Here is a 15,349-nt window from a genome sequence, read left to right as displayed (position 1 = left end):
GTTGCGTTTTCGGCGACTCTCCCGTAATGGCCCGCCTTCGGTTTAAACATCAACCAGCAAGAGCCCGGAAACGGGCCCGCTCTTTCGCATCGGTAGGGACTATGGACAGCAATATCCGCATTCGTCTGAAGGCGTTCGATCACCGTGTGCTCGATCAGGCCACTGGCGACATCGCCGACACCGCACGCCGCACCGGCGCGCTCATCCGCGGTCCGATTCCCCTTCCGACGCGCATCGAAAAGTTCACCGTGAACCGCGGCCCGCACATCGACAAGAAGTCGCGCGAGCAGTTCGAGGTGCGTACGTACAAGCGTATGCTGGATATCGTCCAGCCGACGCCGCAGACGGTCGATGCGCTCATGAAGCTGGACCTCGCAGCAGGGGTGGACGTAGAGATCAAGCTGGCCTAAGGGCTGGCGCGGCGCGGTCGACCAGCAATGGTCCCGCGCCGTTCGACATTGGGATACCGCCGTCGGTGAAAACCGACGGGGCAGCGTCCCCCGTCACGCTTCCGCATTTGCAGGAGCGCCAGCCCGGGACGGGGGCACGTTTCGTATTTACCGGGTTGAACCGACTCCATTCAGGGCTTTTGCCGGGGATGGGGTCAGGTGGACGCATCATGGAGCTCGCTCCGGACATGGTCCGCAAGCCCCCGAGGAATAGTCCGACGGGGCCTCTGTCTAGGAAGGGACAAGATCATGCGTACTGGCGTGATCGCGAAGAAGATGGGGATGACCCGCCTGTTCCAGGAAGATGGTCGGCACGTGCCGGTCACCGTTCTGGCACTCGAAGGCAATCAGGTCGTTTCCGTTCGCGAAATGGATCGTGACGGCTACACTGCCGTCCAGCTTGGTGCAGGTGTCGCCAAGTCGAAGAATGTTGCAAAGCCGCAGCGCGGCCATTTCGGCAAGGCCGAAGTGGAGCCCAAGGCTGTCGTCCATGAGTTCCGTGTGAACGCAGACGGCTTGCTCGACGTCGGCGCCGAGATCTCGGCTGACCACTACGTCGCAGGCCAGATCGTCGATATCCAGGGCAAGACCCAGGGTAAGGGCTTCCAGGGCGGCATGAAGCGTTGGGGCTTCGGCGGTCTGCGGGCAACCCACGGCGTGTCGGTCTCGCACCGTTCGCTCGGTTCGACCGGTCAGCGCCAGGATCCGGGCAAGGTCTTCAAGAACAAGAAGATGGCCGGCCACATGGGCGACAAGTATCGCACCCAGCAGAACCTTGAGATCGTATCGACGGACGTCGAGCGTGGTCTCCTGTTCGTCAAGGGTTCGGTTCCTGGCTCCAAGGGCGGCTGGCTCTTCGTCAAGGACTCGGTCAAGGTCGCGCGCCACGCCGACGCACCGTTCCCCGCCGGTCTCAAGACCGCAAACAGCAACACCGCAGCAGACACGCCGGCCGAAACGACCGACGCACCTGCAGCCGACGGCCAGGAGGGCTGAGCGTGAAGATCAAGGTTTCATCTTTCGCCGGCACTGACGCAGCGGACATCGAACTCAACGACGAGGTCTTCGGCCTCGATCCGCGCGCCGACATCCTGCACCGTGTCGTCACCTGGCAGCTCGAGAAGCGTCGCGAGACGGCTCGTGGCACCCGTGAGCGCGCAGACGTCGCTCGCACCGGCAAGAAGTTCGGTCGCCAGAAGGGCGGCGGTACGGCTCGTCACGGCGATCGTCGCGCACCTGTGTTCATCGGTGGTGGTAAGGCACACGGCGCTCGCGTCCGTGACTTCAACCCGTCGCTGAACAAGAAGGTTCGCTCGCTCGGCCTGCGGATGGCTCTCAGCAGCCACGCCAAGGCGGGTTCGCTGGTCATCATGGACAGCCTGGCTGTCGAGGGTGGCAAGACCAAGACGCTGCAGGGCGATCTCGCAAAGCTCGGCTTCGGCAAGCGTGCGCTCGTCATCGACGGCGACATGGTCGACACCAGCTTCGCATTCGCTGCGGGCAACCTGTACGAAGTGAACGTGATGCCGGCTGCCGGCGCGAACGTTTACGACATCCTGAAGCATGACACGCTGGTGCTGACGCGCGCCGCTGTCGAAAAGCTGGAGGCGCGCTTCCATGGCTAAGAAGCAGAAGGCGGGCATCGATAATCGTCATTACGACGTTATCCTGGCCCCGCACATCACCGAGAAGACGACGACCCTGTCGGAGTTCAACGCGGTTGTGTTCAAGGTATCGAACGATGCCACGAAGCCCGAGATCAAGGCGGCCGTTGAGGCGCTGTTCGACGTGAACGTCGTCGGCGTGAACACGCTCGTCCAGAAGGGCAAGACCAAGAAGTGGAAGGGCACGAACTACTCGCGCTCCGACATGAAAAAGGCAATCGTGACGTTGAAGGACGGTCAGTCCATCGACGTGACGACGGGGATCTGAGGCCATGGCACTCAAGCATTATAATCCGACATCGCCGGCACGCCGCGGTCTCATCCTGGTCGACAAGTCGTCGCTCTGGAAGGGCCGCCCCGTCAAGGCGCTGACCGAAGGTAAGCACAAGACCGGCGGTCGTAACAACAAGGGCCATGTGACCTCGCGCGGCATCGCCGGCGGTCACAAGCAGAAGTACCGCTATATCGACTTCAAGCGTCGCAAGTGGGACGTCGAAGGCACCGTCGAGCGGATCGAGTATGATCCCAACCGCACCGCGTTCATCGCCCTGGTCAAGTACCCGGACGAGGAGCTGGCCTACATCCTGGCGCCACAGCGTCTGGCCGTCGGCGACAAGGTCCTCGCGGCCAAGAAGACCGACGTGAAGCCAGGCAATGCCATGGAACTCGGTCAGATGCCGGTCGGCACCATCGTCCACAACGTGGAGATGAAGCCGATGAAGGGTGGCCAGATCGCCCGTTCGGCCGGCACGTACGTGCAGGTCGTCGGTCGCGACAAGGGCATGGTGATGGTCCGCCTCAACTCGGGCGAGCAGCGCTACATCCGTAGCGATTGCATGGCGACGGTTGGCGCGGTCTCGAACCCCGACAACCAGAACCAGAACCTGGGCAAGGCAGGCCGTTCGCGCTGGATGGGTATCCGTCCTCTGACGCGCGGCGTCGCCAAGAACCCGGTCGACCATCCGCACGGCGGTGGTGAAGGCCGGACCTCGGGTGGCCGTCATCCGGTTACGCCTTGGGGCAAGCCGACGAAGGGTGCGCGCACGCGTCATAACAAGTCGACCGACAAGATGATCATCCGGTCGCGTCATTCGACGAAGAGGAAGGGCTAACATGGCTCGTTCAGTCTGGAAGGGCCCCTTCGTGGACCTTCATCTGCTCAAGAAGGCAGAAACCGCCCAGGACACCAACGCGCGTTCGCCGATCAAGACCTGGTCGCGTCGCTCGACGATCCTGCCGTCGTTCGTGGGTCTCACGTTCAACGTCTATAACGGCCGCAAGTTCGTGCCCGTCTCGGTCAACGAAGACATGGTCGGCATGAAGCTCGGTGAGTTCGCGCCCACGCGCTACTTCCCCGGCCACTCCGCCGACAAGAAGGGCAAGCGCTGATGTCTAAGCAAGTCAGCCCGCGCAAGGTCGCGGACAACGAGGCGCTTTCGGTCGGTACGCAGATCCGTGGTTCCGCGCAGAAGCTCGGCCTCGTGGCTGCGCTGATCCGTGGCAAGAAGGTCGGCGATGCGATGAACATTCTCGCCTTCTCGACCAAGGGCATGGCGATCGAAGCGCGCAAGGTGCTGGCCTCGGCCATCGCCAACGCCGAGAACAACCATAACCTCGACGTCGACGCACTCGTCGTCGCCGAGGCTTCGGTTGGCAAGTCGATCACGATGAAGCGTTTCGCTACTCGCGGCCGCGGCAAGTCGACCCGCATCCTCAAGCCATTCAGCCGACTGCGCATCGTCGTGCGCGAGCAGGAAGAAGCATAATGGGTCAGAAGAGCAACCCCATCGGTCTGCGTCTGCAGATCAACCGTACCTGGGATAGCCGCTGGTACGCCGAAGGCGCCGACTATGGTCGGCTCCTGCTCGAGGATCTCAAGATCCGCGCATTCATCATGAAGACGCTGCCGCAGGCCGCGATCTCCAAGGTGGTCATCGAGCGTCCGGCCAAGCTGGCCCGCATCTCCATCTTCGCTGCACGCCCCGGCGTGATCATCGGCAAGAAGGGTGCGGACATCGAGAAGCTGCGTTCGACCATCGGCAAGATGACGTCGTCGACCGTGTCGCTGAACATCGTCGAGATCCGCAAGCCGGAAGTCGATGCGCGTCTCGTCGCGCAGGGCATCGCCGATCAGCTCGAGCGTCGTATTGCCTTCCGTCGCGCCATGAAGCGTGCGGTCCAGTCGGCGATGCGTCTCGGTGCCGAGGGCATCCGGGTGAACTGCGGTGGCCGTCTTGGCGGCGCCGAGATCGCACGGTCGGAGAGCTATCGTGAGGGTCGGGTTCCGTTGCACACGCTGCGCGCGAACATCGATTATGCCGAGGCTACGGCGCATACGTCCTACGGCGTTTGCGGCGTGAAGGTCTGGGTCTTCAAGGGCGAGATTCTCGGCAACGATCCGACGTCGTACGACCGCATCATGATGGAGGCTCAAACCTCCGGCGTGCGGCCGCAGCGCGACGATCGTCGCTAAGGGGCAGGAACAGACATGCTGCAACCAAAAAAGACCAAGTTCCGGAAGGCCTTCAAGGGCAAGATTTCGGGCGACGCCAAGAGTGGCTTCTCGCTCAATTTCGGCTCCTACGGCCTCAAGGCGATGGAACCCGACCGGATCACTGCACGCCAGATCGAGGCGGCTCGCCGCGCGATCACGCGTCACATGAAGCGCCAGGGGCGTTTGTGGATCCGTATCTTCCCAGACCTTCCGGTCTCGGGAAAGCCAGCCGAAGTCCGCATGGGTAAGGGCAAGGGCGCGCCGGAATACTGGGCCGCTCGCGTCAAGCCGGGTCGGATCCTGTTCGAGCTCGACGGCGTCGACGGCAAGATCGCCGCCGAGGCGTTCGAGCGGGCGGCCATGAAGCTGCCGATCAAGGTAAAGGTCGTTGCCCGCCTGGGTGACACCTCGCATCTGGGAGGCGAGTAAGATCATGGCTCGTATCGACGACATGAAGACCAAGAGCGACGACCAGCTGTCGGAGTCGCTCGGCGAACTGAAGCGCGAGCAGTTCAACCTGCGCTTCCAGGCCGCCACGAACCAGCTCGAAAAGCCGAGCCGCGTTCGTGAGGTCCGCCGCGACATCGCTCGCATCAAGACCCTGCAGGCTCAGCGCACCAGCGCTGAAGCCGCGAAGTAAGGAACACATCATGCCGAAGCGCGTGCTGACCGGTCTGGTCGTGTCCGACAAGGGCGACAAGACGGTGGTCGTGAACGTCGAGCGTAAGGTGAAGCACCCGCTCTACGGGAAGATCATCCGTCGCTCGAAGAAGTATCATGCTCATGACGAGAGCAACGAGTTCAAGCAGGGCGAGACCGTGCGGATCGAAGAGACCGCACCGATCTCCAAGCTGAAGACCTGGAAGGTGATCGAGCGGGTCAACACCCACGCGACGCCGGAGCGGGCTTCGGCCGAGGGCTGAACTGGTACGCTACAAACCCCGTCATCCCAGCGAAAGCTTGGATCTCGTGGTGAGGGGCGATCGGCTCGAACAGGGATACCCCAGCTTTCGCTGGGGTGACGGGTTTGAGTTAAGAGGGCAGGGGGGAAACCTCCTGCGCTCTTGTTTTCGTAAACGGGAACGGCTAAGCGGCCGCTCCTCCCCGCTGCGGTTCGTCCGTGGCGGGGTGATTTTTTAGGCGGGGTTCGGTCGGTATCGACCCCAGAGACAGAGAAGGGATACGGATCCATGATCCAGATGCAGTCCAATCTCGACGTCGCTGACAACAGCGGCGCGAAGCGGGTGCAGTGCATCAAGGTGCTTGGGGGTTCCAAGCGTCGTGTTGCAGGCGTTGGCGACATCATCGTCGTCAGCATCAAGGAAGCGCAGCCACGTGGCCGTGTGAAGAAGGGCGACGTTCACCGCGCGGTGATCGTGCGTACCGCCAAGGATATCCGCCGTGCAGACGGTACGGTCATCCGCTTCGACGGCAACGCCGCGGTGCTGGTCAACAAGAACGAGGAGCCGATCGGCACCCGTATCTTCGGCCCAGTCGTTCGCGAGCTGCGCGGCAAGAAGCACATGAAGATCATCAGCCTTGCGCCGGAGGTGCTGTAATGGCGTCGCAGCGTATCAAGAAGGGTGACAAGGTCATCGTCCTGTCCGGCAAGGACAAGGGCAAGACCGGTGAAGTCACCGTCTCCATGCCGAAGACCGACAAGGTCGTCGTATCGGGCGTCAACATCGCCGTGCGCCACACCAAGCCGACTCAGGGTGACCCGCAGGGTGGCCTGATCCGCAAGGAAGCACCGATGCACGTTTCGAAGGTCGCGCACGTGACCGCCGACGGCAAACCGACCCGCGTCCGCTTCGAGGAGCAGGACGGCAAGAAGGTCCGCGTCGCCGTCAAGACCGGGGAGAAGATCAATGGTTGATCAGAACACTGGCGAGCAGAACGGCGCAGAGGCCGTCTACGTCGCACGCATGCGCAAGCTGTATGACGAGACGATCATCAAGGCGATGACCGAGAAGTTCGGTTACAAGAACGTCATGGAGATCCCGCGGCTCGACAAGATCGTGCTAAACATGGGCGTTGGCGAAGCCACGCAGGACAAGAAGAAGGTCGACCAGGCTGCTTCCGAAATGGAGCTGATCGCCGGCCAGAAGCCTGTCGTGACGAAGGCAAAGAAGTCGATCGCGCAGTTCAAGCTGCGTGAAGGCATGCCGATCGGCGTGAAGGTCACCCTTCGCCGCGAGCGCATGTACGAGTTCCTCGACCGTTTCATCACGATCGCTCTTCCCCGCGTCCGCGATTTTCGCGGTCTCAACCCGAAGAGCTTCGATGGCCGCGGCAATTATGCCTGCGGTATCAAGGAGCAGATCGTGTTCCCAGAAATCAGCTATGACCGGGTCGACAAGGTCCGCGGCATGGATGTGATCGTGACGACGACCGCAAAGACCGACGACGAGGCTCGCGAGCTTCTCCGTCTGTTCGGTTTCCCGTTCCCGATCGAAGACGACGCTGCCGACGAGAAGAAGGCAGCTTAATCTAAGTCCCCCTCCCGCGTGCGGGAGGGGTCAGGGGAGGGGCCTCGCGCCTAACAGGCGTTGGTCCTTCCCTCCCCCAACCCCTCCCGCAAGCGGGAAGGGAGCTAGCAAAGAAAGAACTTAAGTCGATGGCGAAACTGAGTTCAGTCAACAAGAACGAGCGCCGCAAGCGCATGGTCAAGCAGTATGCCCCGAAGTACGCGGCACTGAAGGCAATCGCAGCGGACAAGACGCTCGACGACGGAGAGCGTCTGATCGCTCGCCTCAAGATGGCGGCACTGCCGCGCAACGCGAACCCGACCCGCATCCGTAACCGGTGCGAGCTGACCGGTCGCCCGCGCGCTTATTACCGCAAGTTCCGGCTCTGCCGTATTCAGCTGCGCGATCTGGCCAACAAGGGCCTCATCCCCGGCGTCACGAAGTCGAGCTGGTAAGGACTAAATCATGGCAGTGACCGATCCCCTGGGTGATTTGCTCACCCGTATCCGTAATGGCCAGCGCGCGAAGAAGGACTCCGTCCTCACGCCGGCGTCGAAGCTGCGCGTCCGCGTGCTCGACGTTCTGCAGCGCGAAGGCTACATCCGTGGCTATAGCGAAGAGCAGATGGGCCCCGCGGCCGGCCTTCGCATCGAGCTGAAGTATTTCGAGGGCCAGCCTGCGATCAAGCATGTCGCACGCGTCTCGAAGCCCGGCCGTCGCGTCTATTCCGGCTCGCAGGAACTCCCGCGCGTTCGTAACGGCCTCGGCATCACCATCGTCTCGACGCCCCGCGGCGTGCTGTCGGATTCCGAAGCACGTGAGCAGAACGTCGGCGGCGAAGTCCTCGCGGAGGTGTTCTGATGAGCCGCATTGGTAAGAAGCCGGTCACCGTACCGGCAGGCATCACGCCGACCATCGAGAACAAGCAGCTGACGATGAAGGGCCCCAAGGGTACCCTCAAGATGCCGCTTCGCGACGAGATCAGCTACACGATCGAAGACGGCGGCATTTCGGTGCAGCCGGCCAACGACACCAAGCGCGCGCGCGCGTTCTGGGGCATGCAGCGGACCATGGTGCAGAACCTGGTCACCGGCGTGTCGGAAGGCTTCACCAAGAAGCTGCTGATCACCGGCGTTGGCTATCGTGCCGCAGCGCAGGGTCGCAACCTCAAGCTGCAGCTCGGCTACAGCCACGACGTCAACATCGACGTGCCGGAGGGGATCGAAGTCAAGACCCCCGACAACACGACGATCGAGATCTCGGGTTCGGACAAGCAGATGGTCGGTCAGCTGGCCGCGGAAATTCGTCAGTGGCGCAAGCCCGAGCCTTACAAGGGCAAGGGTATCAAGTACGACGGCGAGTTCATCTTCCGCAAGGAAGGGAAGAAGAAGTAATGACCAAGGGACTTTCTCTTTTCGCCAAGCGGCGTCGCCGCAACCGTACCGCGCTCCGCGCACGTGCAGGCACCCGTCCGCGGTTGTCGGTGCATCGCTCGGGCAAGCACATCTATGCCCAGGTGATCGACGATTCCGCTGGCACGACGGTCGCGTCGGCCTCGACGCTGGAGAAGGACGTGCGCGGCACGTCCGGCGCCAACATCGACGCGGCGACTTCGGTCGGCAAGCGCGTCGCCGAGGCTGCCAAGGCAGCGGGCGTGACCCAGGTCGTGTTCGATCGCGGCGGTTTCCTCTACCACGGTCGCGTGAAGGCTCTTGCCGATGCCGCGCGCGAAGCCGGATTGGAGTTCTAAGACATGGCTGACGAAAACAACACGCCGGCAGTAATCGCTCCCGAGACGACCGCACAGGACGTCACGGCTCAGAATGTCCCGCAGAGCACTGGCTACCAGGGCAACAACGGTGGCGGTCGCGGTCGCGGCGGTCCCGGTGGCGGCGGCGGCGGTGGTCGTGGTGGCCCCGGCGGCAACCGCAGCGGAGGCCCAGGCGGCAACCGCGGTGGTCGCGACGGCGGTCGCGGTCGCGACAATCGTGGCGGTCGTCCCGGTGCGGACGATGGCGGCGAAGAGCTGATCGAGAAGCTGGTGCACATCAACCGCGTCTCGAAGACGGTCAAGGGCGGTAAGCGCTTCGGCTTCGCAGCGCTGGTCGTCGTCGGCGACGGCAAGGGTCGTGCAGGCTTCGGTCATGGCAAGGCACGCGAAGTGCCGGAAGCCATCTCGAAGGCCACGGCTGCTGCCAAGAAGAAGATGGTTCGCGTTCCGTTGAAGGACGGTCGCACGCTGCATCATGACGGCAACGGTCACTTCGGTGCCGGCAAGGTCACGCTGCGGTCGGCGCCTCAGGGTACGGGCATCATCGCCGGTGGCCCGATGCGCGCAGTCTTCGAATCGCTGGGCGTTGCGGACGTTGTGACCAAGTCGGTCGGCACGTCGAACCCCTACAACATGATCCGCGCCACGTTCGAGGCCCTTGGCGAGCAGACCTCGCCCAAGGCCGTCGCACAGCGTCGCGGCAAGAAGATCGCCGACCTGCTCGGCCATGGTGGTTCGAAGACCGCCGAGGCCGATGCAGCTGCGATCACGGAGTAAGCGATCATGGCAACCATCAAGATCACGCAGACCGGTTCGCCGATCCGCCGCGAGAAGGATCAGCGCGCAACGCTGATCGGTCTCGGTCTCAACAAGATGCACAAGACCCGCGAGCTGGAAGACAGCCCAGAGGTCCGCGGCATGATCCGCAAGGTGCAGCACATGGTGTCGGTCGAAGGCTGAGCCTTCACGCTACCTAGTGACAAATACCGGGAAGGGGGCTAACGGCCCCCTTCCTTATTTCCGGATTCGAACCCGGCGATTTCAAACCAGCGCGTAACAAGCGAAAGCGAGTGCATTACCATGAAGCTCAACGAACTCCGCGATAACGAAGGTGCCCGTAAGTCCAAGATGCGCGTCGGACGCGGCATCGGCTCGGGCAAGGGCAAGACCGCAGGCCGCGGCCAGAAGGGCCAGAAGAGCCGTGAGGGCGTGTCCATCGCCGGCTTCGAAGGCGGCCAGATGCCACTGCACATGCGTCTGCCTAAGCGCGGCTTCAACAACATCTTCCGCAAGGACTTCGCAGAGGTCAACCTCGGCGCGATCCAGCTCGCGGTCGACGCCGGCAAGATCGAGGCTAACGCCACGCTCGACCACGACGCGCTGAAGGCCGCTGGCCTGGCACGCGGCGGCAAGGACGGCGTCCGCCTCCTCGCCAAGGGCGAGCTGACCACGGTTCTCTCGTTCACCGTCGACGGTGCGTCGAATGGCGCGATCGAAGCGGTCGAGAAGATCGGCGGCAAGGTCGAGGTGATCCACTTCATCCCCGCAGCCGAGAAGGCTGCCGCCAAGAAGGGCGTGAAGTACAAGGAGCGTGCGGCGCACAAGGCGTCGTTCAAGGCTTAAGCCGGACAAAGGGGGCGGGTGCGAAAGCGCTGGCCCCCTTTTTATTTGCCTGACTTGGCGCCTTCCCGTCGCCCACTTCTGATCCGCCGCCGCTGAGCGATTTTCCTTCCTCCGTTCGCCCTGAGCGAAGTCGAAGGGTACGTCACTCGGGGCAATGTCCTTCGACTTCGCTCAGGACGAACGGTATCGGGGGCGAACGGAAGTAGCCTTAGCCATTAGACAAGCGCGCCCGTGCGCCTATATGAGCGGCGGGGGCGGTCACAACGCATCCCGCCTTCTTTGTTTCCAGGACGATCACACGCATGGCATCCGCAGCCGACCAGATGGCGCAAAGCATCAGCCTTTCGAAATTCGCGAAGGCGACCGACCTCAAGAAGCGGTTGTGGTTCACGATCGGTGCGCTGATCATTTTCCGCCTGCTTAGCTATGTCCCGCTGCCGGGTGTCGACCCGACCGCGCTCGGCCTGCTGTCGCAGCAGACGCAGGGCGGCGTGCTCGATTTCTTCAACACCTTCTCGGGTGGCTCGCTCAGCCGCATGTCGCTGATCGCGCTCGGCGTGATGCCCTACATCACCGCCTCGATCGTGGTGCAGCTCGCGACCTCGCTGTCGCCGACGCTCGCCGCTATCAAGAAGGACGGTGAGTCGGGTCGCAAGCGTCTCAACCAGTACACGCGCTACGGCACCGTCGGCCTGACCGCGGTGCAGGGCTATTTCATCGCCGTCGGCCTTGAGACGCTCGGTGCCGCGCAGGGCATCCAGGCGGTCATCGAGCCCGGCATGATGTTCCGCGTCGCCGCGGTCATCTCGCTGATCGGCGGTACGATGTTCCTGATGTGGCTCGGCGAGCAGATCACCAGCCGCGGCATCGGCAATGGCGTCTCGTTGATCATCATGGCCGGCATCGTCGCGCATCTCCCCGTCACGCTCGTCAACCTGCTCGAAGGCGGCCGCTCGGGCTCGCTCGATCCGATCAAGCTGATCGGCATCGTCGTCGCGGTGGTCGTGCTGATCCTCTTCATCTGCTTCATGGAGCGCGCGCAGCGCCGCATCCTGATCCAGTATCCCAAGCGCCAGACGCAGCGCGGCATGCAGGCCGATCGCAGCCATCTGCCGCTGAAGATCAACACCGCCGGCGTGATCCCGCCGATCTTCGCCTCGTCGCTGCTGCTGATGCCGCTGACGATCTCGCAGTTCGCCGGCCAGCGTGTCGCGGGTGAGTCGAAGTGGGGTGACTTCATCATCACGCTCAACCAGTACCTGCAGCACGGCTCGCCCGTGTACATGCTGCTGTACGGCGCCGGGATCATCTTCTTCTCGTTCTTCTACACTGCGGTCGTCTTCAACCCCGAGGAAACCGCCGACAACCTGAAGCGCAATGGCGGGTTCATCCCCGGCATCCGCCCAGGCAAGAACACCGAGAATTACTTCGATTACGTGCTGACGCGCATCACCGTGATCGGTGCGGCGTATCTGACGATCATCTGTCTGTTGCCCGAATATCTGGTGACCGCGTTGCAGATCCCGTTCTACCTCGGTGGCACCAGCCTGCTGATCGTCGTCAACGTGACGATGGACACGGTGACGCAGATCCAGTCGCACCTGCTGGCGCACCAATATGGCGACCTGATCAAGAAGGCGAAGCTCAAGGGCAATCGACTTCGTTAAGTTGCGGGGCTAACCCGGTTTAATTCCTGCACGAACGAGGGGAGTGCGTTTCGTGAATATCATCCTTCTTGGACCGCCCGGCGCGGGCAAGGGCACCCAGGCCGCCACGCTCGTCAGCGAGCGCGGCATGATGCAGCTTTCGACCGGCGACATGCTGCGTGCAGCCGTCGCCGCCGGAACGCCGGTCGGCCTTCAAGCTAAGTCGGTTATGGAATCGGGCGGTCTCGTGTCTGACGAGATCGTGTCGGGCATCATCGGCGAGCGTCTCGACCAGCCGGACACGGCGAACGGCGTCATATTCGACGGTTATCCGCGCACCGCGGCACAGGCGGAAGCGCTCGACGGCCTGCTCGCAGACCGCGGTCGCACGCTCGACTACGTCATCGAGTTGGGCGTCGACGAAGCCGCGCTGATCGACCGCGTCGTCGGCCGCTACACCTGCGCCAAGTGCGGCACTGGCTATCACGATCGCTACAAGAAGCCGGTCGTGGCCGGGGTCTGCGAGGTCTGCGGCTCGACCGAGTTCAAGCGCCGTCCCGACGACAATGCGGAAACTGTCCATAACCGCATGGCCGAATATCGTGCGAAGACGGCGCCGATCCTACCGATCTACGACGCACGGGGCCTTGTCCACCGGGTCGACGGCATGGCCGACATTGCACATGTCGGCGCGGCGATCGCTGCGATTCTAGACGCTAAGTAAGGGCGCCGCCCGGGGGGACATGGCGCCGGGAGCTGCGGATCGCGCATGTATCGGTCGCACCCTCATCCGTCATCCCGGCGAACGTCGGGACCCACGGATACGGCGGACCATATGATGGCGCGTGACCACTACCCACTCCGCAACCATGGGTCCCGGCGTTCGCCGGGATGACGGGGAGGAGCATCGTGTGTCCGCGTCATCAAGTGCTTTATACAACAATATCAACATGACGAAATTGTCACCCCTCGGTCATCGCCCTGACCCCCGCCCGATCCTAGAACGAACACGTGGCCAGCAACGGTCGCATGAGTTTCCAGAGATCGGTGCCCGTCACTCCCGGGGGTACCGTGGGGGCCGGCGGGAAGGGTTCTTTCCGCCGGCCTTTCCGTTTATAAGGGCAGGAGATGGTGACCGAAATCGGTGGCAGGGAAGGTGATACCGCGTTGAGCCGCAAGATCCTGATCGTCGAGGACGACGCCTCGACATCCGCCTATCTTGCCAAGGGCTTGGCTGAGGCCGGCCATGCAATCGAAGCCTGTGCAGACGGCCGTGACGGCCTGTTCCTCGCCAGCGAGGGCATCTTCGACCTCATCATCGCGGACCGCATGCTGCCGGGCCTGGATGGCCTGTCGATGGTCAGCGCGATTCGCGCCGCAGGCATTGCCACGCCCGTCCTGATCCTGTCGGCACTCGCCGCCGTCGACGACCGCGTCGATGGGCTCAAGGCCGGCGCCGACGACTATCTGTGCAAGCCTTTCTCATTCGCTGAGTTGTCCGCACGGATCGAGGCCATGCTGCGCCGCTCCGACCGTGCCGCGACCGAGCCGCAGAAGACCAAGCTCTCCGTCGGCGACCTTGAGATCGACCTGCTCGCCCGCGCGGTCTCGCGCGCCGGCCGCTCGATCCCGCTTGGCGCCCGCGAGTTCAACCTGCTTGAGTTCCTCGCCCGCCACGCCGGCCAGGTGGTGACGCGCACTATGATGCTCGAGAAGATCTGGAACTATCACTTCGACCCGGGCTCGAACGTGGTCGACGTCCATATCGGCCGTCTCCGCCGCAAGCTCGAGGAAGGGTTCCCGACGCCGATCCTCCACACGGTCCGCGGCGCAGGCTACCGGCTCGCCGTAGAAGGGTGATTCGCCTCTCGGTAACAGCGCGAATTGCGCTGCTCTCGATCGCGCTGGCGCTGGTCTCCAACCTCGCGCTGGTCGGCTTCGTCTGGAAGACCACCAGCGCGGACGCGATCGACGCGATCCGGCGCGAGACCACCGAACAATCCGAAGCCCTGCGCGCGGTCTGGCGTAACGGTGGCCTCCCCGCGATCCGTCAGGCGATCGACAGCGCAGTCGTCCCCGGCGACGTTTCGCTCGTCCTCGCGGTGGTCGACCCGAAGGGCAGGGCAGTCGTCGGCATTGCGCCCGAGCGCCTCGCGGTCCCGCTCCGCATCACGCAGTTTCGCATTGCACGACTCGGTGCAGACGAACTCTGGTCCGCGCGCGAGACGGGGTACGCGCTCCACCCGCTCGGCAGCTATTGGCTCCTGACAGGCCGCAATCTCGACCTGATCGCCGCGGAGGAACGCGCGATCGAACGTGCGCTCGCGGTCGCCGTGTTCCTGTCGCTAGCACTTGGCGTGGTCGGCGGGCTGGTCCTCACGCGATACGTCAGCCGCAGGCTCGACGGCATCGCCAAGGCTATCGAGGCGGCGGGCGAAGGTGACCTGTCTCGCCGCGTCGACATGATCGCGGGTGGCGGCGATGCGTTCGATCGTCTTGCCGCCCGCCTCAACGTCATGCTGGGCAAGCTCGAAGGCGTGATGGCCGAACTGCGGATCGTCACCGACAGCCTCGCGCACGACCTCCGCTCCCCGCTTGCGCGGCTGCGGACCAAGACCGAGCAGGCGGTGCTGATCGCCGATCCCGACGCTCGGGAGGCGGCGCTGGGCGGCCTCCTGGTCGAAACCGACCTGGTGATGCGGATGCTGACGATGGTGATCGAGATCAGCCGCTCGGGCTCGGTCTCGCGCGACCGCTTCATCGAGGTCGCGCCCGCGAACCTGCTCGAAGAGATCGGCGAACTCTACGCGCCCGTCGCGGAGGATGCCGGCCTGGTATTCACGATCGCGATCGACGACCGCCCGCCGCCGATGAAGCTGCACCGCGAACTCATCAGCCAGGCGATCACCAACTTGATCGACAACGCGCTCCGTCACGGCGCCGGCGGTGGCGAAGTCACGCTGCGGATCGTCCACCGCACCGACGGCGTCGCGATCCAGGTCGAGGACCGCGGCCCCGGCATCGCCGCCTCCGACCGTGCCCAGGCGCTGAAGCGCTTCGGCCGCCTCGACAGCGCCCGCTCGACCCCCGGTGCGGGGCTCGGTATGGCGCTGATCGAGGCCGTCGCACGCCTGCACGATGGCCACTTCGAACTCGCCGACAACGCGCCCGGTCTCGTCGCCCGCATAGTCCTCCCACTCTGATCCTCCCCCGCAAGGGGGAGGTGGCCGGCGC

Annotated in this window: 25 protein-coding genes; all 25 read left to right on the top strand. The window is 63.6% G+C overall.

Going from position 1 to position 15,349, the window contains the following annotated elements:
- The first annotated feature begins 101 nt into the window (after positions 1–101).
- The gene (gene rpsJ, locus J4O76_RS07240) at positions 102–410 is read left to right on the top strand and encodes a 30S ribosomal protein S10 (protein WP_007406109.1); all 309 of its coding nucleotides are present in this window, start codon (positions 102–104) and stop codon (positions 408–410) included.
- 288 nt (positions 411–698) lie between these two features.
- Positions 699–1,445 (top strand): 50S ribosomal protein L3, encoded by a 747-nt coding sequence (gene rplC / locus J4O76_RS07235; RefSeq protein ID WP_056060507.1) that lies wholly within the window; start codon positions 699–701, stop codon positions 1,443–1,445.
- Between the two features lie 2 nt (positions 1,446–1,447).
- Positions 1,448–2,074 (top strand): 50S ribosomal protein L4, encoded by a 627-nt coding sequence (gene rplD / locus J4O76_RS07230; RefSeq protein WP_056047616.1) that lies wholly within the window; start codon positions 1,448–1,450, stop codon positions 2,072–2,074.
- Complete coding sequence (locus J4O76_RS07225; protein ID WP_056047618.1) at positions 2,067–2,381, top strand: 50S ribosomal protein L23; 315 nt, start codon at positions 2,067–2,069, stop codon at positions 2,379–2,381. Before rplD ends, J4O76_RS07225 begins: the two co-directional genes overlap by 8 nt.
- A 4-nt stretch (positions 2,382–2,385) precedes the next feature.
- Positions 2,386–3,225, top strand: a complete 840-nt coding sequence (rplB, locus tag J4O76_RS07220) for a 50S ribosomal protein L2 (protein ID WP_055872649.1) — start codon at positions 2,386–2,388, stop codon at positions 3,223–3,225.
- A gap of 1 nt (position 3,226) precedes the next feature.
- Positions 3,227–3,502, top strand: coding sequence for a 30S ribosomal protein S19 (gene rpsS / locus J4O76_RS07215; protein WP_031393761.1), 276 nt, complete (start codon positions 3,227–3,229; stop codon positions 3,500–3,502).
- A complete protein-coding gene (gene rplV, locus J4O76_RS07210; RefSeq protein ID WP_056047621.1) occupies positions 3,502–3,879 on the top strand; it encodes a 50S ribosomal protein L22 in 378 nt (125 codons plus the stop codon). The genes rpsS and rplV overlap by 1 nt, the downstream gene beginning before the upstream one ends.
- Positions 3,879–4,586, top strand: coding sequence for a 30S ribosomal protein S3 (gene rpsC / locus J4O76_RS07205; RefSeq protein ID WP_055872646.1), 708 nt, complete (start codon positions 3,879–3,881; stop codon positions 4,584–4,586). Before rplV ends, rpsC begins: the two co-directional genes overlap by 1 nt.
- A 15-nt stretch (positions 4,587–4,601) precedes the next feature.
- Positions 4,602–5,036 carry a 50S ribosomal protein L16 gene (rplP, locus tag J4O76_RS07200; RefSeq protein ID WP_031393758.1) on the top strand — a complete coding sequence of 145 codons (435 nt, stop codon included), beginning with the start codon at positions 4,602–4,604 and terminating at the stop codon, positions 5,034–5,036.
- A gap of 4 nt (positions 5,037–5,040) precedes the next feature.
- Positions 5,041–5,247, top strand: coding sequence for a 50S ribosomal protein L29 (rpmC, locus tag J4O76_RS07195; protein ID WP_055872644.1), 207 nt, complete (start codon positions 5,041–5,043; stop codon positions 5,245–5,247).
- A 10-nt stretch (positions 5,248–5,257) separates the two neighbouring features.
- Positions 5,258–5,530, top strand: a complete 273-nt coding sequence (gene rpsQ / locus J4O76_RS07190; protein ID WP_031393756.1) for a 30S ribosomal protein S17 — start codon at positions 5,258–5,260, stop codon at positions 5,528–5,530.
- A gap of 267 nt (positions 5,531–5,797) precedes the next feature.
- Entirely contained in the window at positions 5,798–6,166 is a 369-nt protein-coding gene (gene rplN, locus J4O76_RS07185; protein ID WP_031393755.1) for a 50S ribosomal protein L14, read from the top strand.
- The gene (rplX, locus tag J4O76_RS07180; protein WP_056047623.1) at positions 6,166–6,483 is read left to right on the top strand and encodes a 50S ribosomal protein L24; all 318 of its coding nucleotides are present in this window, start codon (positions 6,166–6,168) and stop codon (positions 6,481–6,483) included. Before rplN ends, rplX begins: the two co-directional genes overlap by 1 nt.
- A 49-nt stretch (positions 6,484–6,532) precedes the next feature.
- The gene (gene rplE, locus J4O76_RS07175) at positions 6,533–7,096 is read left to right on the top strand and encodes a 50S ribosomal protein L5 (RefSeq protein ID WP_082441396.1); all 564 of its coding nucleotides are present in this window, start codon (positions 6,533–6,535) and stop codon (positions 7,094–7,096) included.
- A gap of 128 nt (positions 7,097–7,224) precedes the next feature.
- Complete coding sequence (rpsN, locus tag J4O76_RS07170; protein WP_056015537.1) at positions 7,225–7,530, top strand: 30S ribosomal protein S14; 306 nt, start codon at positions 7,225–7,227, stop codon at positions 7,528–7,530.
- A gap of 10 nt (positions 7,531–7,540) precedes the next feature.
- Positions 7,541–7,936, top strand: a complete 396-nt coding sequence (gene rpsH, locus J4O76_RS07165) for a 30S ribosomal protein S8 (protein ID WP_031393751.1) — start codon at positions 7,541–7,543, stop codon at positions 7,934–7,936.
- A complete protein-coding gene (rplF, locus tag J4O76_RS07160) occupies positions 7,936–8,469 on the top strand; it encodes a 50S ribosomal protein L6 (RefSeq protein ID WP_056047628.1) in 534 nt (177 codons plus the stop codon). Before rpsH ends, rplF begins: the two co-directional genes overlap by 1 nt.
- A complete protein-coding gene (gene rplR / locus J4O76_RS07155; protein ID WP_426281047.1) occupies positions 8,469–8,825 on the top strand; it encodes a 50S ribosomal protein L18 in 357 nt (118 codons plus the stop codon). The genes rplF and rplR overlap by 1 nt, the downstream gene beginning before the upstream one ends.
- Before the next feature lie 3 nt (positions 8,826–8,828).
- Complete coding sequence (gene rpsE / locus J4O76_RS07150; RefSeq protein ID WP_060524133.1) at positions 8,829–9,623, top strand: 30S ribosomal protein S5; 795 nt, start codon at positions 8,829–8,831, stop codon at positions 9,621–9,623.
- 6 nt (positions 9,624–9,629) lie between these two features.
- A complete protein-coding gene (gene rpmD / locus J4O76_RS07145) occupies positions 9,630–9,806 on the top strand; it encodes a 50S ribosomal protein L30 (protein ID WP_055872633.1) in 177 nt (58 codons plus the stop codon).
- A gap of 120 nt (positions 9,807–9,926) precedes the next feature.
- Complete coding sequence (gene rplO / locus J4O76_RS07140; protein ID WP_426281046.1) at positions 9,927–10,469, top strand: 50S ribosomal protein L15; 543 nt, start codon at positions 9,927–9,929, stop codon at positions 10,467–10,469.
- Between the two features lie 302 nt (positions 10,470–10,771).
- On the top strand, positions 10,772–12,136 hold the full coding sequence (secY, locus tag J4O76_RS07135; RefSeq protein ID WP_055872627.1) for a preprotein translocase subunit SecY: 1,365 nt from the start codon (positions 10,772–10,774) through the stop codon (positions 12,134–12,136).
- Between the two features lie 52 nt (positions 12,137–12,188).
- The gene (locus tag J4O76_RS07130; protein WP_426281045.1) at positions 12,189–12,839 is read left to right on the top strand and encodes an adenylate kinase; all 651 of its coding nucleotides are present in this window, start codon (positions 12,189–12,191) and stop codon (positions 12,837–12,839) included.
- Between the two features lie 443 nt (positions 12,840–13,282).
- Positions 13,283–13,975: a response regulator transcription factor gene (locus J4O76_RS07125; RefSeq protein ID WP_056050249.1), complete on the top strand. Its 693-nt coding sequence runs from the start codon at positions 13,283–13,285 to the stop codon at positions 13,973–13,975.
- A complete protein-coding gene (locus tag J4O76_RS07120) occupies positions 13,972–15,318 on the top strand; it encodes an ATP-binding protein (RefSeq protein ID WP_426281044.1) in 1,347 nt (448 codons plus the stop codon). Before J4O76_RS07125 ends, J4O76_RS07120 begins: the two co-directional genes overlap by 4 nt.
- Positions 15,319–15,349 lie beyond the last annotated feature (31 nt).

This window comes from Sphingomonas sp. NFX23 (assembly GCF_049887795.1).
Lineage (GTDB): Bacteria > Pseudomonadota > Alphaproteobacteria > Sphingomonadales > Sphingomonadaceae > Sphingomonas.
The sequence above is the reverse complement of the archived record's forward strand: the minus strand, read 5'-3'. Positions and strand labels throughout refer to the sequence as shown.